This window comes from Mesorhizobium sp. BAC0120 (assembly GCF_033542235.1).
GTDB lineage: Bacteria > Pseudomonadota > Alphaproteobacteria > Rhizobiales > Rhizobiaceae > JAWRCU01.
Window position 1 is genome coordinate 106,929 of record NZ_JAWRCU010000013.1, and the last position, 24,466, is coordinate 131,394.

At 63.5% G+C, this 24,466-nt stretch carries 22 protein-coding genes and 1 pseudogene; 12 read left to right on the forward strand and 11 right to left on the reverse strand.

What is annotated here, in order from left to right; translation table 11 throughout:
* Positions 1 to 64 precede the first annotated feature (64 nt).
* From SAZ10_RS24875 to SAZ10_RS24885, 3 genes are read left to right on the forward strand one after another with little or no spacing between them, the layout of a single operon-like run.
* Positions 65 to 1,303, forward strand: a complete 1,239-nt coding sequence (locus SAZ10_RS24875) for a Re/Si-specific NAD(P)(+) transhydrogenase subunit alpha (protein ID WP_318612086.1) — start codon at positions 65 to 67, stop codon at positions 1,301 to 1,303.
* A complete protein-coding gene (locus tag SAZ10_RS24880) occupies positions 1,303 to 1,728 on the forward strand; it encodes a proton-translocating transhydrogenase family protein (RefSeq protein WP_318612087.1) in 426 nt (141 codons plus the stop codon). Before SAZ10_RS24875 ends, SAZ10_RS24880 begins: the two co-directional genes overlap by 1 nt.
* Positions 1,729 to 1,730: 2 nt before the next feature.
* Entirely contained in the window at positions 1,731 to 3,128 is a 1,398-nt protein-coding gene (locus SAZ10_RS24885; RefSeq protein WP_318612088.1) for an NAD(P)(+) transhydrogenase (Re/Si-specific) subunit beta, read from the forward strand.
* A 28-nt stretch (positions 3,129 to 3,156) separates the two neighbouring features.
* Here SAZ10_RS24885 and SAZ10_RS24890 read toward each other — a convergent pair whose 3' ends face one another.
* From SAZ10_RS24890 to SAZ10_RS24900, 3 genes and pseudogenes are all read right to left on the reverse strand, one after another.
* Positions 3,157 to 3,621 carry a DUF992 domain-containing protein gene (locus SAZ10_RS24890; protein ID WP_318612089.1) on the reverse strand — a complete coding sequence of 155 codons (465 nt, stop codon included), beginning with the start codon at positions 3,619 to 3,621 and terminating at the stop codon, positions 3,157 to 3,159.
* A gap of 113 nt (positions 3,622 to 3,734) precedes the next feature.
* On the reverse strand, positions 3,735 to 5,147 hold the full coding sequence (locus SAZ10_RS24895) for an MFS transporter (protein WP_318612090.1): 1,413 nt from the start codon (positions 5,145 to 5,147) through the stop codon (positions 3,735 to 3,737).
* 152 nt (positions 5,148 to 5,299) lie between these two features.
* Positions 5,300 to 6,237: pseudogene (locus SAZ10_RS24900) on the reverse strand (phytanoyl-CoA dioxygenase family protein).
* Between the two features lie 249 nt (positions 6,238 to 6,486).
* Between SAZ10_RS24900 and SAZ10_RS24905 the strand changes: the two are divergent.
* Entirely contained in the window at positions 6,487 to 7,614 is a 1,128-nt protein-coding gene (locus tag SAZ10_RS24905) for a serine hydrolase domain-containing protein (RefSeq protein WP_318612091.1), read from the forward strand.
* Between the two features lie 72 nt (positions 7,615 to 7,686).
* Here the strand turns inward: SAZ10_RS24905 and SAZ10_RS24910 are convergent, their stop codons facing one another.
* The 3 genes from SAZ10_RS24910 to rpsU all read right to left on the reverse strand — a co-directional run bounded on the left by SAZ10_RS24910 (position 7,687) and on the right by rpsU (position 9,530).
* Positions 7,687 to 8,181 carry a DUF992 domain-containing protein gene (locus tag SAZ10_RS24910; protein WP_318612092.1) on the reverse strand — a complete coding sequence of 165 codons (495 nt, stop codon included), beginning with the start codon at positions 8,179 to 8,181 and terminating at the stop codon, positions 7,687 to 7,689.
* A 97-nt stretch (positions 8,182 to 8,278) separates the two neighbouring features.
* Positions 8,279 to 9,118, reverse strand: a complete 840-nt coding sequence (locus SAZ10_RS24915; protein WP_318612093.1) for a tetratricopeptide repeat protein — start codon at positions 9,116 to 9,118, stop codon at positions 8,279 to 8,281.
* Between the two features lie 136 nt (positions 9,119 to 9,254).
* Entirely contained in the window at positions 9,255 to 9,530 is a 276-nt protein-coding gene (gene rpsU, locus SAZ10_RS24920) for a 30S ribosomal protein S21 (RefSeq protein WP_318612094.1), read from the reverse strand.
* Between the two features lie 334 nt (positions 9,531 to 9,864).
* Here rpsU and SAZ10_RS24925 point away from each other — a divergent pair, with 334 nt between their 5' ends.
* From SAZ10_RS24925 to SAZ10_RS24935, 3 genes are all read left to right on the forward strand, one after another.
* Positions 9,865 to 11,121, forward strand: a complete 1,257-nt coding sequence (locus tag SAZ10_RS24925) for an Hsp70 family protein (RefSeq protein ID WP_318612095.1) — start codon at positions 9,865 to 9,867, stop codon at positions 11,119 to 11,121.
* Between the two features lie 148 nt (positions 11,122 to 11,269).
* A complete protein-coding gene (locus tag SAZ10_RS24930) occupies positions 11,270 to 12,493 on the forward strand; it encodes an MFS transporter (protein WP_318612096.1) in 1,224 nt (407 codons plus the stop codon).
* 336 nt (positions 12,494 to 12,829) lie between these two features.
* Positions 12,830 to 13,285, forward strand: coding sequence for a hypothetical protein (locus SAZ10_RS24935; protein ID WP_318612097.1), 456 nt, complete (start codon positions 12,830 to 12,832; stop codon positions 13,283 to 13,285).
* 33 nt (positions 13,286 to 13,318) lie between these two features.
* Here the strand turns inward: SAZ10_RS24935 and SAZ10_RS24940 are convergent, their stop codons facing one another.
* Together SAZ10_RS24940 and SAZ10_RS24945 are read right to left on the reverse strand one after the other, a co-directional pair.
* The gene (locus SAZ10_RS24940) at positions 13,319 to 14,077 is read right to left on the reverse strand and encodes an SDR family oxidoreductase (protein ID WP_318612098.1); all 759 of its coding nucleotides are present in this window, start codon (positions 14,075 to 14,077) and stop codon (positions 13,319 to 13,321) included.
* Positions 14,078 to 14,594: 517 nt separating this feature from the next.
* Complete coding sequence (locus SAZ10_RS24945; RefSeq protein ID WP_318612099.1) at positions 14,595 to 16,103, reverse strand: ATP-binding protein; 1,509 nt, start codon at positions 16,101 to 16,103, stop codon at positions 14,595 to 14,597.
* A 229-nt stretch (positions 16,104 to 16,332) separates the two neighbouring features.
* Here SAZ10_RS24945 and SAZ10_RS24950 point away from each other — a divergent pair, with 229 nt between their 5' ends.
* The 5 genes from SAZ10_RS24950 (at position 16,333) to SAZ10_RS24970 (ending at position 21,966) form a co-directional block, all read left to right on the forward strand.
* Positions 16,333 to 17,586 (forward strand): sarcosine oxidase subunit beta, encoded by a 1,254-nt coding sequence (locus SAZ10_RS24950; RefSeq protein ID WP_318612100.1) that lies wholly within the window; start codon positions 16,333 to 16,335, stop codon positions 17,584 to 17,586.
* A 22-nt stretch (positions 17,587 to 17,608) separates the two neighbouring features.
* A complete protein-coding gene (locus SAZ10_RS24955) occupies positions 17,609 to 17,929 on the forward strand; it encodes a sarcosine oxidase subunit delta (protein WP_318612101.1) in 321 nt (106 codons plus the stop codon).
* A 226-nt stretch (positions 17,930 to 18,155) separates the two neighbouring features.
* On the forward strand, positions 18,156 to 21,143 hold the full coding sequence (locus SAZ10_RS24960; RefSeq protein WP_318612102.1) for a sarcosine oxidase subunit alpha: 2,988 nt from the start codon (positions 18,156 to 18,158) through the stop codon (positions 21,141 to 21,143).
* Entirely contained in the window at positions 21,136 to 21,714 is a 579-nt protein-coding gene (locus SAZ10_RS24965) for a sarcosine oxidase subunit gamma (protein ID WP_318612103.1), read from the forward strand. Before SAZ10_RS24960 ends, SAZ10_RS24965 begins: the two co-directional genes overlap by 8 nt.
* A gap of 69 nt (positions 21,715 to 21,783) precedes the next feature.
* Positions 21,784 to 21,966, forward strand: coding sequence for a hypothetical protein (locus tag SAZ10_RS24970; protein ID WP_318612180.1), 183 nt, complete (start codon positions 21,784 to 21,786; stop codon positions 21,964 to 21,966).
* Between the two features lie 72 nt (positions 21,967 to 22,038).
* Here SAZ10_RS24970 and SAZ10_RS24975 read toward each other — a convergent pair whose 3' ends face one another.
* From SAZ10_RS24975 to SAZ10_RS24985, 3 genes are all read right to left on the reverse strand, one after another.
* Positions 22,039 to 22,815 (reverse strand): SDR family oxidoreductase, encoded by a 777-nt coding sequence (locus SAZ10_RS24975; RefSeq protein WP_318612104.1) that lies wholly within the window; start codon positions 22,813 to 22,815, stop codon positions 22,039 to 22,041.
* A gap of 127 nt (positions 22,816 to 22,942) precedes the next feature.
* Positions 22,943 to 23,422 (reverse strand): MaoC family dehydratase, encoded by a 480-nt coding sequence (locus tag SAZ10_RS24980; protein WP_318612105.1) that lies wholly within the window; start codon positions 23,420 to 23,422, stop codon positions 22,943 to 22,945.
* A gap of 4 nt (positions 23,423 to 23,426) precedes the next feature.
* Positions 23,427 to 24,242, reverse strand: coding sequence for an SDR family oxidoreductase (locus SAZ10_RS24985; protein WP_318612106.1), 816 nt, complete (start codon positions 24,240 to 24,242; stop codon positions 23,427 to 23,429).
* Positions 24,243 to 24,466 lie beyond the last annotated feature (224 nt).

The window sequence follows — 24,466 nt, forward strand, 5'->3', positions numbered from 1 at the left end:
TTCTTGCGCTGCAGGCCGCATTCACGCGGCCGCGGCGTTGTTCCGGCCTGATAGGGGGTAAGCGTTGGGACAGATCATATTCATTCCAAAGGAGACGGATGCGTCCGAACCGCGCATCGCAGCCTCGCCGGAAACCGTAAAGCGGCTTGCCGGCCTGGGCTTCGACATGATCGTGGAGGCAGGCGCAGGAACTCGGTCGCGCATTCCCGATAGCGATTTCGCCAATGCCGGCGCGACGATCGGCACCGCGAAGGACGCCGGCAAGGCGGACGTCGTGTTGAAGGTCAGACGGCCGACCGAGGCCGAGCTGAAAGGCTACAGGCAGGGAGCTGCCATCATAGCGATCATGGACCCCTACGGCAACGATGCGGCGGTGAGGTCGCTGGCGAAGGCCGGAGTCACCGCCTTCGCCATGGAGTTCATGCCGCGCATCACCCGCGCACAGTCCATGGACGTGTTGTCCAGCCAGGCCAATCTCGCCGGGTATCAGGCAGTCATAGACGCTGCCGCCGAATATGACCGGGCATTGCCGATGATGATGACGGCGGCCGGTACGGTGCCAGCCGCCAAGGTGTTCGTGATGGGCGCCGGTGTTGCCGGGCTGCAGGCGATCGCGACGGCGCGGCGCCTGGGGGCCGTGGTGACCGCGACCGACGTCCGCCCCGCAGCCAAGGAGCAGGTCGCCTCGCTCGGCGCGAAATTCATCGCTGTCGAAGACGAGGAGTTCAAGGCAGCCGAGACCGCGGCCGGCTACGCCAAGGAAATGTCCAGGGAATACCAAGCGAAGCAGGCTGCGCTCGTTGCCGAACACATCGCCAAGCAGGATATCGTCATCACCACGGCGCTGATCCCCGGCCGGCCGGCGCCCAGGCTTGTAACGGCGGCGATGGTCGCCTCCATGAAGCCGGGCTCGGTGATCGTCGATCTCGCCGTGGAGCGCGGCGGCAACGTCGAGGGTGCTGTCGCCGGCAAGGTGGTGACGACGGCAAACGACGTGAAGATCGTCGGCCACCTGAACATGCCGGGCCGCATTGCAGCATCGGCCTCGCTGCTCTACGCCAAGAACCTCTATGCCTTCCTCGAGACGATGGTCGACAAGGCTGCCAAGCAACTTGCCATCAAACGCGAGGACGAATTGGTCAAGGCGACAATGCTGACGGATGGCGGCAAAGTGGTTCATCCGAATTTCGCCCATCTCAAGGGCGCCGTCGGTGCGGGCGCGGTCGAAGCGGCTCCGACCGAGGAGGCGCTGGTGCCTGTCCAGAAAAAGAGGGCTTCCAAGAAATCCGGGGGGAATTCCTGATGGACAAGTCTGCTCTGGATAAGGCCCTCGACCAGCTCGATCAGTCGGTGGCGGCCGTGAAGACTGCGGTCGGCGGCCTAGCGGATGGCAGCGCAGCGGATGTTGCGGGCGGCGCCGCGCATGCGCTGTCCGGCGGGGCGATCGACCCGTTCGTCTTCCGCTTCGCGATCTTCGTGCTGGCGATCTTCGTCGGCTACTACGTGGTATGGTCGGTGACGCCGGCGCTGCACACGCCGCTGATGTCGGTCACCAACGCCATATCTTCGGTGATCGTGGTCGGCGCGCTGCTCGCGGTCGGCATTTCTGCCTCGGGGCTCGCCACCGGCTTCGGCTTCGTGGCGCTCACTCTCGCTTCGGTCAATATTTTCGGCGGCTTCCTCGTCACCCAGCGCATGCTGGCGATGTACAAGAAGAAAGAGAAGTGACGATGAACGCCAACTTCGCGTCCTTCCTCTATCTCGTCTCCGGCATTCTCTTCATCCTGGCGCTTCGCGGGCTGTCCCACCCGACGACCAGCCGGCAGGGCAACATCTACGGCATGACCGGCATGGCCATCGCCATCCTCACGACGCTGGCGCTTGCCACGCCGTCTTGGGGCGGCTTTGCTCTGATCGTGCTCGGGCTTGCGATCGGCGGCGGCATCGGCGCCATCATTGCGCGGCGCATCCAAATGACCAAGATGCCGCAGCTCGTGGCCGCCTTCCACTCGCTGGTCGGCCTCGCGGCGGTCATGGTGGCGGCGGCAGCGCTCTACGCTCCCGAGAGCTTCGGCATCGGCACGGTGAGCGACATCCACGGTCAGGCCTTGATCGAGATGAGCATCGGTGTGGCAATCGGCGCCATCACCTTCACCGGCTCGATCATCGCCTTCCTGAAGCTCGACGGGCGCATGTCCGGCAAGCCGATCATGCTGCCGGCGCGTCACCTCATCAACATCGCGCTCGCCATTGCATTGATCGCACTGATCGTGCTGCTCGTCACCACGCAGAGCCATTTGATGTTCTGGCTCATTGTCGCCGTGTCGCTGGCGCTCGGCGTGCTCATCATCATCCCGATCGGCGGCGCCGACATGCCGGTGGTGGTCTCGATGCTCAACTCATATTCGGGTTGGGCAGCCGCAGGCATTGGTTTCACCCTTGGCAATCTGGCGCTCATCATCACCGGTGCGCTGGTCGGCTCGTCCGGTGCGATCCTGTCCTACATCATGTGCAAGGGCATGAATCGCTCGTTCATCTCCGTCATCCTCGGCGGTTTCGGCGGCGAGACGGCTGTGGCAGCCGACGACGGCATCGAGCGCACGGTAAAGCAGGGCTCGGCGGAAGACGCGGCCTATCTGATGCAGAACGCACAGAAGGTCATCATCGTGCCCGGCTACGGTATGGCGGTCGCGCAGGCGCAGCACGCGCTGCGCGAGATGGCCGACAAGCTGAAGGCGAACGGCGTCGAGGTGAAATACGCCATCCATCCGGTCGCCGGCCGCATGCCGGGTCACATGAACGTGCTGCTCGCCGAGGCCAACGTGCCTTATGACGAGGTGTTCGAGCTGGAAGACATCAACAGCGAGTTCGCGCAGGCGGACGTCGCCTATGTCATCGGCGCCAACGACGTCACCAACCCGGCGGCGCGTGACGACAAGAGCTCCCCGATCTACGGCATGCCGATCCTCGACGTCGACAAGGCGCGCACCTGCCTGTTCGTCAAGCGCTCGCTGGGCTCCGGCTACGCCGGCATCGACAATACGCTGTTCTACAAGGACGGCACGATGATGCTGCTCGGCGACGCCAAGAAGATGACCGAGGAGATCGTCAAGGCGATGGATCACTGAGCGGGAGCGGCTCAAGGGATACGCCGCGCTATTTAAACGCTCGTTCCAACTGCATCGAGGTCACTGCCACGGCGACGTTTAGGCCGGTCTGCGACTGCACATTGAGCGGCTGCAGGGTGAACGCCCTGCGGAAACCTCCCACCAGAACATTCGCGCCGCCGCCGGCGGCGATGCTCGCCTCGGCGTTGACGCCATAATATCTGCCGGCCAACGCGCCGATATCATAGTCATATCCGGCGGCGAGCACAGACCATTGCAGGGCGCCCTGATGGGTGTAGCCGACATCGACGCCGAGCTTTGAGATGATGCCGGTGTAGCGTTCCGCAGTGCCGCCTTGCGACGGTATGAAGGTGCAATGCACCGTCTTGCTGGAGCCGATCACATAGGCTGCTCCCCCGTCGATGCTGCAGGTGAGAATGCCGAGTCCGAGACCGGCGTTGGCTGGCGGGGCAGCCAGCGGAAGCAGAACCGCCACGGCGGCAAGGCGTTTCATGGGAGGATCCTTCTCGCTGACGAGACCGGACAACGAAGATGCCCCGGCCATCCGTTGCCAGTATGCAGGCGCATCGTATCACGGAACCGCCCGGCTGAGCTGGGCGGCCCTGCTCATATCTTCGTCGAACTCCTGACCGCCGCGAGGCAGCCCAGCATGCCGAGCGGCACGAACGCGACGAACAGCCATCTGGCAACGCCTGCCGCCGTCGCGCCGGACAGCCCTTCGGAAAAGCCGCTGGCATTGGCGATGATGCCGGCGAGCGCCGCGCCTACGGCATAGCCGATACGCTGCATGGTCGGCACGGCCGAGGACGCAATCGTGCGTTCACCTTCCGGTGCGTCCGAGACGATGATGCGGGTCACGAAGGGATAGGCTATGCCGAAGCCGCCGCCCTGTAGCATGGCGCAGGCGAGAATGAGCGGGATCGAGCCCGCCGGCACGGAATAGGCGAAGCCGGCAACACCGGCAGTGATCATGAACGCGCCGGTGACGATGATCGCTCGCTCGCGGTGAGGCGGAGCGCTGGCGACGACGATCGAGAGCACCGACCAGGAGATGGACTCGGCAGCAATGATATAGCCCGTCGTCAACACGGAAATGCCGTGCAGGCTGGTCAGGATCAGCGGGCCATAGATGGCGAAGGAACAGGTCGCGATCGAGAAGGCGGCGATCACCGTCATGCCGGTGCCGACCTCCGAGCGCCAGTCGAACAGCCCCGATGGAAAGAGGCGGGCTTCCGGCGAGCGCGAATCGAGCGTGAAGAAGAGGACGAGACCGACAAGTCCGAGCAGGAGCAGGATCGACGAACGGACGACCTCGATCGACACGCCGGCGCTTGCGATCAATGTGACGGCGACTGCGAGGCAAGCAAGCGGCAGGAACGGGAATCGCGGCGACGACGCCGCTGCGCGTGGTTCCACCTTCGCTGCCGTCCCTGCGAGAACGATGAGGCTCGCTGCCGCCATCGCGAAGCCGCCAACCGAGAAGAGGCCGAACGCCCAGCGCCATGACAAGTATTGAGCGGCCAGAGCTCCGAGCATCGGGCCCGCGAAGGCGGCTACACCCCATATTCCCGATATGATCGCGAAGAGCTGCGGCCAGATTCTGCGCTCGAACAGTCGCTCCACCGAAACGAAAGCGAGCGACACCAGCGCACCGCCGCCGAGCCCTTCGACCACGCGGCCGAGCAGGAAGACCGGCATCGACGGCGAAGCCGCGCAGGTGAGCGCGCCTGCTGCGTAGAGCAGGGCGGCCACGGCCATGTTCGTCCTGAGCGGCACGTAGCTGACAAGCCGACCGGCGGCCGCGCCCGCTGAGATTGCGCCAAGCTCGTAGAGCGCCAGCGACCAGCTGACCAGCTCGACGCCGGAAATGTCACCCACCATCGCCGGCATGATCGTCGCGATCATGGTCTCGTTGGTGGCGTGCAGAAGTATGCCGCAGCTTACGAAGCAGAAGCGGAACAGGTCCCCGCTTGCCCAAAGGGCGCGCCAATCGACACGTACGGCTATGCTTTCGGCCACAGTCATTCTCCTGGTCAAGGCGTGCAACGACGCGATGACCGGGTTGGTAGGACTTCAAGTCCAGTTGAGGTCAAGAGACCGCCGGCTGGATTTCTTTGTGGCGGGGCAGGGCACCTTTTTTGGCTGGGTTAGGAGTCTGGTTCCGATCGACCTCACCAACTGCTCAGGCCAAGCAGCTTTTCACCGAGGGGCGTAAGCCGGCCGTTTCGGCATTGTGCTTTTCCCATTCACGTGGGTCGCCGGGAAAGGCGTCTCGCTTCGGATGGTCCATTTCGCGCCAGAGCCGGATACGCTCCAACCGCTCCGTCTCATTATCCCAGTCCGCCGGGTGCATGGAGATATATTGCGCCATGCGCACGCGCTTGTCGGAGTGGTTCGGCCGGACACCATGCGCGAGAAGCGAGTTGAAGATCATCAGGTCTCCCGGCTCCATATCGATATTGACAATGTCCAGGCCAGTGATGTCCGGGTGCATCGGGTCTCGATCGTCCGGCTGGTTTCTCACCCATTCCTCGAAATGCTCGAACAGATAGGGCACGCACTGGAATCCGCCGACATCACCATCCTGTTTTTGAAGACTCAGAACCCCCTGTACGCCGACCGGCAGCGGCCGGAGCGAGGTATCAACGTCCCAGTGGATGAAGCCGTTGGGATTTCCCTTGATCCTCTTCGGCGGGTTCAGGTTGGCGCGATCGATCGTGACCCATAGGTCCTCCCTGTCCCAGATGTCGACGAAGACGTCGTAGACGCGCTGTTCCATTCGATTGTCCCATAGGTACTGGTGATTGTAGATCTCCAGCATCCCCGTATTGTTGAGTTCCTTCATCTTGTGGTCGCGCCGCTGCGGCGCGTACCACGTGGAAGGATCGCCGGGGTCCTTCTCGTCAAACTTCCAGAGCAGATCGACAAGGCGAGCCACATTGGCTGCAGGCACGGCCTGACGGACAATGACATAGCCCTTCGTCGTCCAATGCTGCCAATCGTCCTTTGAGAGAACCCGCAGCGGCAAGCGCTTTTGGATGTCCTTGAGCTGTATCGTGCCGGCCGTAGTCGGATGAGTGTCGCGCTTGGTTGGTGCCGTGGCTTGCATGTCGCTCTCCCACCATCGGTCTCAATGACAACCGATGATGAGGAAGCTGACATAAATAAGCCCTTGGCGCTACTCGCTCATCTAGCTCGCCCGAACGCACGGCAGAAAACTATAAAGCGGGAGCCTACCAATTTTCAGCATAGGCAGGTCTTTTGTTTTCGCCCTTGGCTCTTGAACCGGCGGTAGGAATTGCCGCAGGCTAGAAAACCTCTCAATTGCTTCATCCACCGATCTGATGAGAAATCGCGCATGAATATAGAAGGTACCTGCGATCCCCGCTTTGCGGGCGTGCGCGATGCTTTTGCCGACTGTTTCGAGCAGGGCCTCGAACATGGCGCTGGCGTATCCGTGGTGGTCCACGGCAGGACCGTCGTCGAGCTATGGGGAGGCCATGCCGATGCTGCACGCACGCGTCCCTGGCGACGTGACACGCTCGTCAATGTCTGGTCCTCCACCAAGGGCGTAGTGGCACTCGCCATCGCAATGCTGGTGGAGCGCGGCAAGCTGGATTATGCCGCACCCGTCGCACGCTACTGGCCGGAATTCGCGGCCGGCGGTAAGGAGCGCATTACGCTTGATCTGCTGATGTCGCACCAGGCGGGGCTGAACGGTCTTGCCGTGCCGATGGCCGAAACGGGCCTGCTCGCGTGGACGCCGTTTGTCGATGCGCTTGCCGCCATGTCGCCGCTATGGGAGCCGGGCAGCCGCTGTATCTATCACGCTCTTACCTATGGCCACCTCGCCGGCGAAGTGCTGCGCCGGGTCGACGGGCGCAGCGTGGGGCGCTTCATCGCAGAAGAAATCGCGGGCCCGCTTCAGGCCGATTTCCATGTCGGTCTGCCGGACCGCGACGATCGCCGGGTCGCCGAGATGATCGAGGGCCCGAAGGCTTCGGACTGGATCGACTTTGTCCGCGCCTCTCCTTTTCCACACGCATGCGAGAATCCGGTACCGCGCGCATTGGCACCAAACGACCGCGCCTGGCGCGCCGCGGAAGTGCCGGGCGGCAATGGCCAGTCGACCGCACATGCACTCGCAAGGGTTTACGGCATGATGGCGGCTGGTGGCGTTTGGGAAGGCAAACGGCTGATCAATCCCAGTGCGATCGAAGAGGCAGCAAGACCACGCTTCCGTGGCATCGATGAAAGCTTCGCGGCACCGGCCGCCTTCGCGGCCGGTTACCAGATCGAAGATGTTGTCTATGCCGAACGCGCGTCGCCGCAAACCTTCGGCCACACCGGCTGGGGCGGCGCCATGGGTTTTGCCGACCGCGGCGCCGCTGTGGGATTCGGCTATGTCACCAACCGGATGCTGGGTTTCGACGACGTGGACCCACGCCGCAAAGGGTTGATCGACGCCGTCTACGATTCGCTCTGATCATACTCGCAGAATGGTCGGGCTGCCGCGAGATCCTTCCCGCGGTAGCCGAAATGATCGAGCCTGGCCGGCTCACTTGGCGGCGCGGAGTTGGAAATTCGTGACACCCAGCGCAACGTTGAGGCCGGTCTGGCCCTGCACGCTGACGGGTTGCAGGTGGAAAGTGTTACCAGAGCCGCCGACTAGCACGTTCGCGCCTCCGCCGACCCCGGCCGTTGCTTCTGCGCTGGCTCCGACATAACCACCCGCCAATGACCGAGGCTTGTAGATGTTGAGGCTCGGTCCCAACACCATCCATCGCATCACGCCCCCTTTGGTGTGGCCGATATCGACGCCCCACTTGCTCACACTGCCGGTATATGTTTCGGGCGCGAACTTCGTATTGGTAGGCTTGAAGGTGCAACTGACGGGCTTCTGTGAGCCGATGATGAAGCCTGTGCCGCTGCCGATCGCGCAATCGAGCATGCCAAGCTCGACGCCTGCGCGCTGGGTGGCTGCAAAGGGAGTGGCGACCGGCAAGGTTGAGATGGCGAAGGCGGCAAGCGCCGCAAGACTGATCCGTTTCATGACACTCTCCTGGGTTGGACAGCAATCACCAAACAACGGACAGTCAGAACGAATGTTCCGACGGCGTCATGCGGGTGCCTTCTGACTGGATCGGGCTTCAGCCGTTGCGGGTGCGCGCCAGCCCTTCGATCGCAGGCTGGTAGTTAGGATCGATCTGCTTGGCGTGCCCATATGATTTGGCGGCTTTCGCCTTGTCGCCACGCCGCTCGTACACCAGAGCCTGGTTTGCCCAGCTCTCGGCGATGCGTTCGTTGAGCTTGATCGCCTGGTTGAAGTCGGCGAAAGCGTTGTCGTCGTCGTTCAGCGCCAGATAGGAAATACCCCGGCCATTATAGGGTTCGGGTGAATCGGGCGAGAGCGAAATGGCCGTCGAGAAATCCTCGATCGCGAAGGCATGCTGGCCCTGGCTCTGGTAGATCAAGCCGCGACGATGGTAGGCGCGGCCATCGGTGGTGTCGAGCTGGATCGCCTTCTGGAAGTCGTTGAAGGCAAGCTGCGTCTGGCCTGCTTTGCGATAGAGGTCACCGCGCCCGATATAGGCGGCGTCGTAGTTGGGATTGATCTGGATCGCACGATTGTAGTCGGCCTGCGCCTTCGCCTGGTCGCCCAGGTAACGGTAGATCAGCGCGCGGTTGGAATAGGCTTGATAGTAGTTCGCGTTGAGCGCGATCGCCTTGTCGAAATCCGACAGAGCCTCATGATATCGGCCGGCACGGCCATAAGCCGAGCCGCGAACGTTGTAGGCTTCCGGATCATTCGGGCTGCGGTTGATGACCGCCGTCAGGGAGGCAATGTTCTCCGAAGAGCCCTGGGCTGCCTCGATCGGTGCCACCTCGCCGTTGGTCTGGCATGCTGCGAGCGGCAAACCGGCAGTCAGCAGGGCAACGAAAACGCCGTCCCGCCAGAAGCTCTTTCGGCGGCTCGCAACTTGATGCATGCGGTCAGGTCCCTTTGCGCACCGCGTCGGTGGCCTTGCTCTCCATGAAGCCCGGACACGCGGGCAAACAAAAAGGTGGCGGTGCTATGTCACCACCACCCGCGTATCGTCGGAAAAGGACGAAAACTTGGCGTTTTCAACGCGCCGGACGCGCAGCCTGGCCAACTCCCGCACGCGGTGAGCCAGCTGCCGCGCGCGGTGAGCCGGGGATCAGGCCCTCGCGCTGCGCCCGCTTACGGGCAAGTTTGCGGGCGCGGCGGACGGCCTCGGCCTTCTCGCGGGCGCGCTTCTCGGACGGCTTCTCGTAGTGTCCGCGCATCTTCATCTCGCGGAAAATGCCCTCGCGCTGCATCTTCTTCTTCAGCGCGCGAAGCGCTTGGTCAACATTGTTGTCGCGGACGAGTACCTGCACGTGTGTTCCTTGTTTAGGGTTCGATCTGTCGGGCAGTCGGCGAAAAGCCCTACTGCCCTCGCGATGGACTCCACCGCGAATTGTCGCGGCTGATAGCAGAATCAGGGTAAGATGTCGAGTGCCTTGGCGCTGCCGCGATCGAAATACCGAACACACCGTAAAGGCGCCTGACTCCGAGCCGTGTGTGCCGGAAGCGGATATCTGGCCCACAACTTTCCCATGACTGACTCCCGGCCGATTTCAGATCGACAATCATAGGCGTCTCGTGTAGCCAACGCCTCCCCGCCGCGCGGCGGGTCCCAGACAGCAGCTCCCGAGAAAATTGAGGCATGTCATGAAGCCCGACTATGGCGGCATCGACTTCGGCACGTCGAATTCCACTGCGGCGGTGTTCGGGCAGGGCGGGCCGAGACTGGTTGCGCTCGAGGATGAGCACATTGCCATGCCGAGTGCGGTGTTCTTCAATTTCGAGGACGACCGCACCTATTTCGGGCGCCAGGCGATCGAAGAATATACTTCCAACACGGAAGGACGGCTGCTGCGTGCCCTCAAGAGCATTCTCGGCACGTCGCTCATTCGAGAAAAGACACGGCTCAAGGGCCATTCCATTGCATTCTCGGATATCGTCGGTGGGTTCATCGCCTATCTGAAGGAGAGAATAGAGGCTGACCTGGACGCCGGCCTGGACAAGCTCGTGCTCGGGCGGCCGGTTCGCTTCGTCGATGACGACGACGAAGCAGACGCCCGGGCACAGGCCGAACTCGAGAAGGCGGCGCAGAGCCGCGGCTGCCGCCATGTCGAATTCCAGTTCGAGCCGATCGCGGCCGCGCTCGATTACGAGCAGCGCGTCGAGCGCGAGGAACTGGCCTTCATCGTGGACATCGGCGGCGGCACGTCCGATTTTTCGATCGTCCGCGTCTCGCCCGAGGGCAGGGTAGCCTCCGACCGCAAGAACGATATCCTCGCCAATGCCGGCGTGCATATCGGCGGGACCGATTTCGATCGCCTGCTCTCCATCGCGACCGTCATGCCCGAGTTCGGGCTTTCCACGCCCACCAAGGATGCAAAGCGCAATCTGCCGGTCGCCTATTTTTACGACCTTGCCACCTGGCAGCGCATTCACTTCCTCTACACGTCCAAGGCAATGAGCGACCTCAGGCAGATTCGCTACGAGGCGGCGCGCCCGGAACTGGTCGAGCGCATGATCGAGGTCATCGCCCATCGCCAGGGGCATGCGTTGGCGGCAAAAGTCGAGCAGGCCAAGATCGCGCTGACCGACCGTGCAGAGACGGACATCATTCTCGATATGCTGGACGATCGCCTCATGCTGTCGATTTCGGCTGCTGACCTTTCCCGGGCCATCACCAACTCGGTCCAGCGCATCGCCGACACCGCGCTCAAAACGCTCAGGGATGCCGAGGTCACGGCCGAGCGCATCAACACCGTGTTCCTGACGGGCGGATCGACTGCGGTTCCTCAGGTCCGCAGCGGCATCCTCGGCCTGTTCCCTCACGCAGAGGTTATCGAGGGTGACATGTTCGGCAGCGTCGGCCTCGGTCTGGCCATCGACGCGCACCGCAAATTCGCCTGAAGCGCAACGGCCCATGATGGCCGGCCGAGGCATGCTGGCCTGTCACTTGGCCGAGGCTGTGCCATCACAGCGCAGGATGGACTCACTAAGTGATCGCGCGACATTATCGATAATTCCGGGCGATCCGCCGATTTTCTCGGAGCCAGAGTTGACCGACACGACAGTTACTGCTGATCCCGCACGCCCTTCGGCTGCGGCACAAGGCACGGTGATGGCGATCATCCTCGCCGTCAGCTTCGGCCACATGGTCAACGACATCATGCAGTCGATGCTGCCTGCCATCTATCCGATGCTGAAGGACGGCTTTCATCTCGACTTCTGGCAGATCGGCCTGCTCACAATGGCCTTCCAGGTCACGGCATCGCTGCTGCAGCCGGGGATCGGCATGTATACCGACAAGCGGCCGCTGCCATACTCGCTGCCGGTCGGCATGGCCTCGTCGCTGATCGGCCTTGTCGTGCTGGGCTTCGCGCCGAGCTATGAAATGCTTGTCGTCGGCTCCATGCTCATCGGCTTCGGCTCGGCGATCTTCCATCCGGAATCGTCGCGTGTCGCCCGGCTCGCCTCTGGCGGACGGTTCGGGTTGGCGCAGTCGCTGTTTCAGCTCGGTGGCAATTTCGGCCAGGCAGTCGGGCCGCTGCTCGCAGCCTTTATCGTTGTTCCGTTTGGCCAGGTGAGCGTCTCCTGGTTCACGGCGCTTGCCCTAGTCGGCATCGTGGTGCTTTGGCAGGTTGGTGGCTGGTACAGCGCCCATTTGCGCGAGCGCGCCCAACGCAAAGCCGCAGCCAGCACATCTCCGACGCTACCCAGGCGCACGGTGCTGATCGCACTCACCGTGCTCACTGTTCTCACCTTCTCGAAGAACATCTATACGGCCTGCCTTTCGAGCTACTACACCTTCTATGTGATCCACAAATTCGGGGTGACCGTGCAGCACTCTCAGCTGATGCTGTTCCTGTTCCTCGGCGCGTCGGCCGCGGGGCTGGTGCTCGGCGGCCTCTTCGGCGACCGCTTCGGGCCGAAGGCGGTGATCTGGTTCTCGATCCTGGGCGTGCTTCCCTTCACACTGGCGCTGCCATATGCGGACCTTGTCTGGTCGAACATACTGGTGATCCTGATCGGCCTGATCCTGTCGTCGGCCTTCTCGGCGATCGTGGTGCTCGCGCAGGAGCTGGTGCCCGGGCGCGTCGGTCTGGTCGCGGGCATCTTCTTCGGGCTCGCCTTCGGCTTCGGCGGCATCGGTGCAGCGCTGCTCGGCGTCATCGCCGACGAGAAGGGCATCGACTACGTCTTCTGGCTATGCTCGTTCCTGCCACTTTTTGGGCTGCTCACCATTTTCCTGCCGGATATGAAGACGGCGAAGGCACGCTGATCAGCTCGGCGCAGGCAGGGCCAGGAGCCTTGCCGCATCCGAAGGGGCGAGAGCGGTGCCGGCAATGAACGCAGTCCGCGGTAGTGGTGGCTGCATCAACGGGCCACCGGGCATGAGCTCTCCCTAAGCTCAGCATCTGTCGGCTTTCCACACGATCGGCGGCGGCTGTCGAATTGCTGCGACATGTGCCGCGGCACGCGGAGGTGCGACCGCCGGCCTGCCGACAAGGGGTGTTCGAGCATTTAGCGGGCTTGAGCTCGCAAAGAGGTTTACGGCTTGCGGGCCAAAATCAACGGTTGCAGATTGTACGTTTGTTGCCCTTGGGGAAAGCCAGCAATGAAGCCGTACATCTATGGACCGAAATTCATGTGGAACCTCGACGCGTCCGTTGGTAAGGGCGGCAGCAACAGCGACCCTTGCGACGTGTCGTTCATCCAATGGTATTACATCCTTGCGGCCGATTTTCACCTTACGGACCTGGACAGGAAGGTCCTCTACCGCAAGGTGCAACTCACCGGCACCTGCGCCGGAACCGACGCTGATCCGCTTGTCCAGGCAATTCTCGCCCACCAGCGTATCCTCAACCATCCGCAGATCGACGGCAGGATCAGTGTCGTGCACGGCACGGCCAAAATCGGGGCGTCGGCGTTCTTCCTGCTGCGTCTCGAAGCGCGTTTTGCGGTCATGTATCCGGACAAATGGCCGAGGCTGGACCTGATTCCGAGGTGCCCGCCGAAGGTGGCCGAGGTCTCGCGCTATGCCATTCCAGCAATGAGCGAGTTGACGCAGTGATCGAGACTGCTCGGCGACCTCCAATTACAAATTTCAGATCCGATTGATCGAGATCCCGCCATCGGCGAGGAGCGCCGCGCCCGTGGTGAAACTAGACGCGTCAGAGGCAAGGTAGAGCGCCGAACGTGCGATCTCCTCCGGCGTTGCGACGCGCTTCAACGCATGGAGGCTTTCCACGAAGCTCCGCGACTCCGGGGTCTTGAAAGTCGCGGCCGGCGTATCCGTGCCGCCCGGCAGCAGCGCGTTCACGCGCACACCCTTCGGCCCATATTCGGCGGCAAGCACCTGGGTGAGGCCGATGAGGCCGGCCTTGCTCGCGGCATAGGCCGTCATTCCCGGCATGCCGACAGTGTGGCCTACGAATGTGCAGGTGAAGATGAGCGAGCCGCCGCCGCGTTCAATCATCGCCGGTATCTGGTATTTGGCGCCAAGGAAGGCGCCGGTCAGGTTGACGTCCAGCGTATCGCGCCAGGCTTGCAGCGAGAGATCGAAAACCGGCCCCATTTGGCCGACCACGCCTGCATTGTTGAAAGCGATATCAAGGCCGCCGAACCGCTTGACGGCGAGGTCAACCAGCGCTTCGGCATGGTCCTCGTCTACGACGTCGCCGGCAAGCGCAACGGCGTCGCCACCCGCCTCGGCTATTTCCGAAACGAGCCTGTCCAGCTCCGACTGCCGGCGCGCCGTTGCGACGACCTTGGCGCCCTGCTCGGCAAACAGGACGGCAGTTGCCCGTCCGATCCCCGAGCTTGCTCCGGTGACGATGGTAACCTTGTTGGTGAGTGCGAACATTCTCCGCTCCTTGCAATGGTGTGAGCCGGAAGCCGCCGGCTAGCGGCGACGTGATCGCAGACGCGAAGCGGACCAGCCACCCGAAACCTGCGGCGCAAGGTGGCAGGCATCGTCGCAAAAATCGCAATGGTGGCAGCGCCTTCTGGCTGGCGTGTCCTGCAATTCGGCTGGCGCAGCCCTTCATCGCGCGAAGCCATTTGAAAGGGGAAGGACCATACGGACGGCTGTAAGATTTTGACCGTTGGCGCCGCCCCTCACCTGCCTGCCGGCATCCTCTCCCCGTAAACGGGGAGAGGCACGACTGCCGTTTTGGTTTCGCAAATCGCCAGCATTATAGAAGAAGCGCCATCAAAAACGGCCGGCGTCCTTCTCCCCGTTTACGGGGAGAAGTGCCCGGCAGGGCGATGAGGGGCAGCGCCAACGGTCAAAATCTATCATCGCCAGTATCAACCGCCGAAGGCAACATGTTCGCCGGCATCCCCTCGCGCTCAATGGGCAGCAGAATTTCGCCTGAGCCTTACTCCGCAGCGGCCCGAGCCAAGCCATCGTCCGGCGCGTCGGGGTCGCCTGGCGCCGTCTCGCAGCCGAGATCGGGAAAGGCCAGGATGCGCTTGCCGTGGAAATCGGTGCGGATGACCAGCAGCCCGCGCTCTTCGAAATAGGCGAGCAGCCGCCTGGCCCGGCGTGGCGAATGACTGCCATAGGTACGCGCCAGAAGGGCGTCCGACGGACACGGCTCGCCGTTGGTGGCGGTACGCGCCAAAAGCAGGAAAACGCCTTGCAGGTCGTCGGGCAGAGCCTCGGAAAGGCTGAGAGCCGTCGACCATGCTTCGCCATCGGCGGACTTCTCGTCGACGCCTGCGCGCGCTACGGCCAGGCGACGGCGAAAGGCTGGCAGGGCCAGCGGCTCTCCCGGAACTCGGCGGATGCGGCAGCGGACGAGAAAATCCTGGTAGAGCACGGCGTCCGAACGGAAGGCTGCGTCGGCATCGTCGATGATCTCGCGCAACACCGTCTCGATGCCTGCTTCGCGCTCCGCCTCGTCGATCACCGGGAAGACGGGCTGCGGCGCCGGCTCCAGGGGCGCGAGCTTCGGTCGCGTCAATTGCGCCAGCAGATCGGCGGTCGGGATGGGCGGCGGCGCCGCCGGCCGGCGCACCGGCGGGCGAGCCTCTTCCGGGCCCGGCGTGAAGATGAGATCGCGTGCGTCCTCCGGTGCGTCCGGCAACGGCGTCAGTTTCGGGCTTGTCGAGCGGGCCGAGGTCTCGACCGCTCCGATGGTGATGGGCAAAGGCCGCCGGGAGAGGGCCGGGCCGAGCGCAACGAAGTTGCCGCGTGCGAGGTCGCGGAACATCTCCGCCTGGCGGCGATCCATGCCGAGCAGGTCCGCGGCCCGAGCCATGTCGATGTCCAGGAATGTCCGACCCATCAGGAAGTTGGATGCTTCCGCGGCGACATTCTTGGCCAGCTTTGCCAGCCGCTGAGTGGCGATGACGCCGGCCAGTCCGCGCTTGCGGCCGCGGCACATCAAGTTGGTCATGGCGCCGAGAGAGATCTTTCGCGCCTCGTCGGCGACGTCGCCGGCGGCGGCCGGAGCAAAAAGCTGGGCTTCGTCGACGACGACCAAGACCGGATACCAGTAGTCGCGGTCGGCATCGAACATGCCGCCCAGAAAGGCCGCTGCTGCCCGCATCTGCTGCTCGACGTCGAGGCCTTCGAGATTGAGCACGACGGAGACGCGATGCTGCCGCACCCGCCCGGCGATTCGCGTGAGTTCGTCCTCGGTCCGCTGCGCGTCGACGACCTGATGGCCGAACTTGTCGGCGAGCGTGACGAAGTCACCCTCGGGGTCGATCACGCATTGCTGGACCCAAGGTGCGCTCTGCTCCAGCAACCGGCGCAGAAGGTGCGACTTGCCGGACCCGGAATTGCCTTGCACCAGCAGGCGGGTCGCCAACAGTTCCTCGAGATCGAGCTTGGCCGCGGCGCCGCCGGCAGCCGCTCCCATGTCGATGCCAACCTTCATCCAAGAACCTCGTTGCGGCCCGTCTCTATCATCGGCGGCCTTGCCACGCGAAGAGGGTTAATGGCGATTCCCACAGCCCAAACCTTTGCCCGTCCGAATGAGGGTGTGCGGCGCAAAGCGGCAAGCCCCGTCGCAAACAGCGCAAGGGTGGCAGAGCCTTTTGGCTAGTGGTAACGTCGCAATCCAGCGTTTCCACCAGGGTTTCCGGGGTTCCGAGGGCAAAAGGCGCATGCGCAAATTTTCGGTGTTCGCCATTGCACGTGAGGCGATGCGCGGCAACAAGGGCTGGGAAGAGCAATGGGCCTCCCCGGAGCCGAAGAAGGAATACGACGTCATCATCGTCGGCGCCGGCGGCCATGGGCTGGCTACCGCCTATTATCTCGCCAAGGAACACGGCCTCACCAATGTCGCGGTGCTGGAAAAGGGCTGGCTCGGCGGCGGCAATACCGGGCGCAATACCACCATCATCCGCTCCAACTATCTTTATGACGAGAGCGCGGGGATCTACGATCATGCCGTGAAGTTGTGGGACGGGCTCTCGCAGGACCTCAACTACAACGTCATGTATTCTGCGCGCGGCGTCATGATGCTCGCGCATAATGTGCACGACATCCAGGTGCTGAAGCGCCATGTCCACGCCAACCGGCTGAACGGCGTCGACAATGAGTGGCTGACGCCGGAACAGGCGAAGGAATTCTGCCCGCCGCTCAACATCTCGCGCGAGGCGCGCTATCCGGTCGTGGGCGCCGCCCTGCAGCGACGCGGTGGTACGGCGCGGCATGACGCCGTCGCCTGGGGTTATGCGCGAGCGGCTTCGGATCGGGGTGTGCAAATCATCCAGAATTGCGAGGTGACAGGTATCCGTCGCGCCGGCAACGGCCATGTCACCGGGGTCGAGACCACGCGCGGCTTCATCGGCGCAAAGAAGATCGGCGTGGTGGCAGCCGGCCATTCCTCCGTCATCATGCAGATGGCCGGCGTCCGGATGCCGCTGGAATCCTATCCGCTGCAGGCGCTGGTGTCGGAGCCGGTGAAACCGGTGTTCCCCTGTGTGGTCATGTCCAACACCGTGCACGCCTACATATCGCAGTCGGACAAGGGCGAGCTGGTGATCGGTGCCGGTACCGACCAATATGTCTCCTATTCGCAGACCGGCGGGCTGCACATCATCAACCACACCCTCGACGCCATCTGCGAGATGTTTCCGATGTTCACGCGCATGAAGATGCTGCGGAGCTGGGGCGGCATCGTCGACGTGACGCCCGACCGCTCGCCGATCCTCGCCAAGACACCGGTGCCGGGTCTCTACGTCAATTGCGGCTGGGGTACCGGCGGCTTCAAGGCGACGCCGGGTTCCGGCCACGTCTTCGCCCACACGATCGCGAACGACAACCCGCATCCGATCAACGCGCCGTTTACCCTCGAGCGTTTCCGCACCGGCCGGCTCATCGACGAAGCCGCGGCTGCGGCCGTCGCGCATTGATGAACTGTTTTTCGAGAATACGATGCTCCTGATCCACTGTCCTTACTGCGACGAAGAGCGGCCGGAAATCGAGTTCCGCAACACCGGCGAGGCGCATATCGCGCGCTCGTCCAGCATCACCGGTGAAACCGACGACGACTTCGAAAAATTCCTGTTCATCCGCTCGAACCCGAAGGGGATCATTTACGAGCGCTGGCGGCACATCCATGGCTGCGCACGGTTTTTCAACGCCGTGCGTGACACCGTCACCGACAAGTTCGTCATGACCTACAAGGCCGGGGAGCCGAAGCCCGAGGTGGTAGCGGCGGCGAATGACAGCAGCGTCAAGGGTGCTTCGAAATGAGAGGCAGCGTTCTGTCGCGCCCCCCTCTGTCCTGCCGGACATCTCCCCCGCAAGGGGGGAGATTGGCTGTCACCATTGGTCTCGCCAATCTGCAACGCTGGCGATTGGCGAAACCAAAGCGGCCGTCCAATCTCCCCCCTTGCGGGGGAGATGTCCGGCAGGACAGAGGGGGGCGACGTAGAGCGCAAGCGCTGATTGGTATTCAACTTTTTGCGGGAGCCGCCCTATGACCGCCCCCAATCGCCTCCCCGGCGCAGGCCGGCTCTCCGGAAAGCCCGTCCGTTTCACCTTTGACGGCAATGGTTACGAAGGCCTCGAGGGCGACACGCTCGCCTCGGCGCTGATCGCCAACAACATTCATCTGGTCGGCCGTTCGTTCAAATACCATCGGCCGCGCGGCATTCTTTCAGCGGGAGCCGAGGAACCCAACGCGCTGGTGACCGTCGAACGGGACTGCTCGCGCAAAACGCCGAATGTCAGGGCCACGGTGCAGGAGGTCTATGACGGACTTTCCGCCGCTTCCCAGAATCGCTGGCCGTCGCTCAGCTTCGATGTCGGTGCCGTCAACGACCTCACCGGTTCGATGTTCTCCGCCGGCTTCTACTACAAGACGTTCATGTGGCCGAAGGCGGCCTGGAAGCGCTTCTACGAGCCGAATATCCGCGCGGCAGCCGGCCTGGGCGTCGCGCCTGACCAGCCGGACCCTGACCATTATTCCTCGCGCTATGCGCATTGCGAGGTGCTGGTGCTGGGCGGCGGAGCGGCAGGGATTGCGGCAGCACTTGCCGCGGCCGAGACGGGCGTTCGCGTCATCATCTGCGACGAGCAGGCAGAGTTCGGCGGTGCGCTGCGCTTCGAGGCCGGCGCCAGGGTCGATGGCGAGGAGGGCTGGGCCTGGGCCCAGGCGGCAGTCGCAAAGCTCAGGGCAATGGGCAATGTCCGGGTGCTTTCGCGCACCACCGCCTTTGGCTATTACGCACAGAACTTCGTAGGGCTGGTCGAGCGCGTCACCGACCATCTCGCCGAGCCCGGCGACGATCCCCGCGAGCGGCTATGGCAGGTGCGCGCCAAGCGTGTGATCATTGCCACCGGCGCGATCGAACGGCACATGGTCTTTGCCGACAACGACCGGCCGGGTATCCTGCTGGCGTCGGCTGCGCGGACCTATCTCAACCATTACGGCGTTGCCGTCGGCAGGAATATCGGCGTCTACACTACGAACGATTCCGCCTATCAGGTTGCGCTCGACCTCAAGAAGTCCGGCGCCAACATATCGGCGATCGTCGACCTGCGCGACAACCCGACCGGAGCGGTCATCGACGAGGTTCGGGCGGCGGGCATCGAGATCAACTACGGGCGCGCGGTTGTCAGGACGAGCGGCAGGCTGCGCATCTCCTCCATGACCGTGCAGGCGAAGGCTGGCGGGCCGGAGCGCACCATCCCGGTCGACGCACTCCTGATGTCGGCCGGCTGGACGCCCTCCGTCCACTTGTTCTCCCAGTCGCGCGGCAAGGTCGCTTTCGACGAGACGACGCGGCGCTTTCTGCCCGGCCAATATGCGCAGGACTGCGTTTCGGTCGGCGCCTGCAACGGCACGGCCGGTCTCGCCGAATCCGTCGCAGAAGCTCTTGCTGCCGGCGAGAAAGCCGCCAACGAAGCCGGCGGCAAGTCAGCCAAAGGCGTGAAGATCAAGGCCGAGACGAGCGAAGCCTGGACCGGCGGAATGCTGGGTTCGGCTCCCGGTGCCGGCGCGGATGCGACCGTCAAGGCTTTCGTCGACTACCAGAACGATGTGACGGCCAAGGACATCCGTCTCGCGGTTCGTGAGGGCTTCCGCTCGATCGAGCACGTCAAGCGCTTCACCACCAACGGCATGGCGACCGACCAGGGCAAGACCTCCAACATGCATGGGCTTGCGATCGCCGCAGAGACGCTCGGAAAGGAAATCCCGGAGGTCGGGCTCACGACCTTCCGACCGCCCTACACGCCGGTGACCTTCGGCGCGATCGTCAACCATTCGCGCGGTGCTCTTTTCGACCCGACCCGCCGCACCGCGATCCACCGATGGGCTGAAGCAGCGGGCGCCGTGTTCGAGGATGTCGGCCATTGGAAACGCGCCTGGTACTTTCCGCGCGGTGGCGAGGACATTCATGCAGCGGTGAACCGCGAATGCGCGACGGTCCGCAAGTCCGCTGGGCTCTTCGATGCCTCCACCCTCGGCAAGATCGAAGTAGTCGGCCCGGATGCGGCCAAATTCATGGAGCTTCTCTACACAAACCCGTGGGAGAAGCTCGAGCCCGGCCGCTGCCGCTATGGCATCATGCTGCGCGAGGATGGCTTCATCTATGACGACGGCGTGGTCGGCCGGCTGGCGCCGGACCGCTTCCACGTGACGACAACGACCGGCGGCGCGCCGCGCGTGCTCCACCATATGGAGGACTATCTCCAGACGGAGTTCCCGCATCTCAATGTGTGGCTGACCTCCATCACCGAGCAGTGGGCGGTGATCGCCGTGCAGGGCCCGAAGTCCCGCGACATCATCGCGCCGCTGATCGAAGGCATCGACATGTCCGACGCGGCGATGCCGCATATGTCGGTGCGCGAGGGCAAGATCTGCGGCGTGCCGACGCGGCTCTTCCGCATGTCGTTTTCCGGCGAACGCGGCTTCGAGGTGAACGTGCCGGCCGATTACGGCCAGGCGGTGTGGGAGGCGCTGTGGGCCGAGGGCGAAAAGCACAACGCCTGCGCCTACGGTACCGAGACCATGCATGTGCTGCGCGCCGAGAAGGGCTACATCATCGTCGGGCAGGATACGGACGGGACGGTGACCACCAATGACGCCGGGCTCGACTGGGCGGTCGGCAAGAAGAAGACCGATTTCGTCGGTATCCGCGGCATGATGCGGCCCGATCTCGTCGCGCCCGGCCGCAGGCAGCTCGTCGGCCTGAAGACCAGGGACCCGAAGGTCGTGATCGAGGAAGGTGCTCAGATCGTGGAGGATCCCAAGCAGCCGATCCCCATGAAGATGATCGGTCATGTGACGTCGAGCTACTGGTCGGAGAATTGCGGCCGATCGATTGCGCTGGCGCTGGTCGCCGGTGGACGCGAACGCATGGGCAACACGCTGTATGTGCCGATGCCCGACGGTGTGATCGAGGTAGAAGTTTCCGGCACCGTGTTCTTCGACGAGAAGGGAGAGCGCCTCAATGGCTAAGGCGGCTGCGAAGAAGGCCGGATCTTCCACTGCGGTCGAACGTCGCCCGGCGCTTGCCGGCGAGACCTTCGAAGCGAGGGGCGTTACCCTTGCGGTGCTGCCACCGGCCGAGCGCATCTCATTGCGTGCACCGGCCGCGTCGATTTCGGCCTTATCCAAGGCGCTCGGCGTCAAGCTGCCTGAGAAGCCGAAGACCTCCACGGACAAGGACGCCCGCATTGCGCTCTGGCTCGGTCCGGACGAATGGCTGGTCATCGACGAGGCAGGCAAGGACCCTCTGGCGGACTGCGCCGGCGTTAAGGCCTTGCATTCGGCGGTTGGCGTTTCGCACCGCAATGTCGCGATCTCGGTGTCCGGCCCCGCAGCCGCGGCGGCCATCAATGCCGGCTGCCCGCAGGATTTGTCGCTGGCTGTCTTTCCGGTCGGCGCTTGCTCGCGCACGGTGCTCGGCAAGGCCGAGATCGTGCTCTATCGCCCGACTGAGGAAAGCTTCAGGGTTGAATGCTGGCGCTCGTTCTCGGACTATGTCTGGACCTTTCTGACGGAAGCCGCCAAGGACGCTGCGGCATAGGCCGCGGAACCGACCGGACCGCTGTCGGGTTTAGCTGACAGCGCTTGGCTAAGCTTCGGGAGTGGTGACATGGACGGAAAGAAGAAGCTCAAGGACGAGGCCGCGGCGGCGCAACCGGCGGACAGACCAGCGAATCCGGACGACCTGCAGGAAGAGCTCGACGAGGGGCTGGAGGATTCCTTTCCCGCCAGTGATCCGCCGTCGGTGACCTCGACTGCGATTCCGGGCCGGCCGGGCAAACCGAAGCGCTGAACGCTTTTGCTTGGCGATGAAGGGCGTGGGTGAACCCAGGACCGACCTCTGCCGAATGTCAGGACTTCACCGCTAGATCGCCGTCGTCCCGCCGTCGACCGACAGCGCATGGCCGGTCATGAAGGAATTCTTGGGGTCGGCCGCGAAAAGGATGGCCTCGACAACCTCGTCGATCTCGGCAACGCGCTTCATCGGCACGCCGCGCGTCAGCTCGGCGATGGCATCGGCCTCGCGCTTTCCGGCGATCTTGACGAAGTCGTTCACCATGGCTGTGCGGGCATAGGCCGGGCAGACCGCGTTCACGCGCACACCCTTCCTGGAGTATTCGGCAGCGGCCGAGCGGGTGAGCCCGACAACTCCATGCTTGGCTGCCGCATAGACCGAAAGCCGCTCAGCGCCGACCAGTCCGGCTACCGAGGCGATGTTGACGATCACGCCGCCTCTGCCGGTCTGGCGGTGCTGCCGCTCCATTTGCGGCAGCTGATGCTTCATGGCGTAGAAGACGCCCATCAGGTTGATGTCGATGATGCGGCGTGCCTCGTCGGACGGCACCTGTGCCAGCCTGACGAAACTTTGCGCAATGCCGGCATTATTGACCGCGACGTCGAGCCGGCCGAAGCGCTCGACGGCAAGCTTGACAAGGCTTTCGGAAAGCTCCTCCCCGGCGATATCGCCGCAAAGCACGACTGTTTCGGCATCGAGTGAGGCCGCGAGCTTTTCAAGCTGTTTCGGGTCCTGGTCGGAAAGCACGAGGTTGGCGCCATCCTTGGCGAGCCGTTCGCAAACGCGCCGGCCGAAACCGCCTGACGCCCCAGTCACCAGAACAGCGAGCCCCTCGAAACGCCCCATTACCGGTTTCCCGTCCCCCGTCAATCAGCTGCGCAGTGCATTCGGCCTCAGGCGGGGCCTTCCTGCCCCAGGGCTCAGCCTTTGCGGTATTCGAGGCATTGCCGTCAAGCGACGCGTTGCGGGTCGCTCATGCATTTGCTTGCTTGGGCTCCACGAAGGTGAGCGTCAGCCAGCGCGCCGTCAGTGCGGGCTTCGGTGAATTCTCGATCTCGATCGTCACGTCGTAGGACACCTGCACCCAGCCCGAAGGCCGGGCGTTGACGTCGGCGAGGAAGAAGCGAGCGCGGATGCGGGCGCCGGACTTGACGGGGGCCTGGAAGCGGATCTTGTCGAAGCCGTGATTGATGCCCATGCTCTGCCCTTCGATCTCAGGCAGCGTCTCGAAAGTCATCGCCGAAAGCAGGGAGAGCAGCAGGAAGCCGTGTGCAATGGTGCCGCCGAACGGCGCTTCACGCGCCGCCCGCTCCGGATCGACATGAATGAACTGGTGGTCGTCGGTCGCGTCGGCAAATTTGTCGATTATCGTCTGCGAGACGACCCGCCAAGGGGAGACACCGATTTCGGTTCCGACGCTCGCCTGCACCTTCTCCAGCGAAATTGTCTCCACGCACTCATTCCTTGAACAGCGTCATCCCATGCTGCACCGACTGGCCTCCGTCTATGGGCAGAATCGCGCCTGTGACGTAGCTGCCTGCACGGCTGCACAGATACAGCGTCGCCCCGGCTATGTCATCCGGGCGTCCGATACGGCCGAGCGGCACGCGCGCGCCGACCATTGCCGCCTGCTCGTCCGTCGCCGTGGCGAAAGCCGTCATGCGGCTCTGGAAGGGGCCCGGCGCGAATGCGTTGACGGTGATGCTGCGGCCGGCGAGCTCGATCGCGAGCGTGCGGGTCAGATGATGGACGGCGGCCTTCGACGCCGTGTAGGAATAGGCATCGTCGGCGAGTGGCTGGGTGCCCATTACGGAACCGAGATTGATGATGCGAGCCGGGTCCTCCGGGCTGGCTGCCCGTTCGATCAGCGGCATCAGCTCACGGGTGAGGTGAAAGAGGCCGGTGACATTGACTGCCAGCACCTTCGTCCAGCCGTGGTAGGGAAAGTCCTCGAAGGGCGCGCCCCACGAAGTGCCGGCATTGTTGACCAGAATGTCGAGGCGGCCGGCGCGTTTCTTCACCTCTTCAGCCAGCGCCAGAATGCCGGCCTCGCTGGAAAGGTCGCCGGAAAAGCCTTCCGCCTTGCCGGCCGCATCGAGCGCGTTGAGCTCAGCGGCTGCGCTCTCGCAATCGGCACCCTTGCGAGAAGCGATCATCACCTCGGCGCCAGCCCTCACGAGGGCAGTCGCGATCATGCGCCCGATGCCGGTCGCGCCACCCGTCACCAGCGCTTTCTTGCCTGCGACCGAAAACAGATCCTCGACGTAGCTCATTGATCCTCCCTGTCCGAAACCGCCGGAAACTCCCTTGTCCTAACATGTCCGAGCTTGCATGTTCCGCAAAGATCGGCAGGAGCGGTTGATCATGTGGCCGGCGACGTCAATCACAGGCATCGGATGTTTGCGCGCCTCGCCTTATGGGCTATTAGCGGGCTAGAACAGGCGCCTGCACGAAAGAAACAATGCCCGGGACAATTCGAGCGTCTTCAAATTTCAAT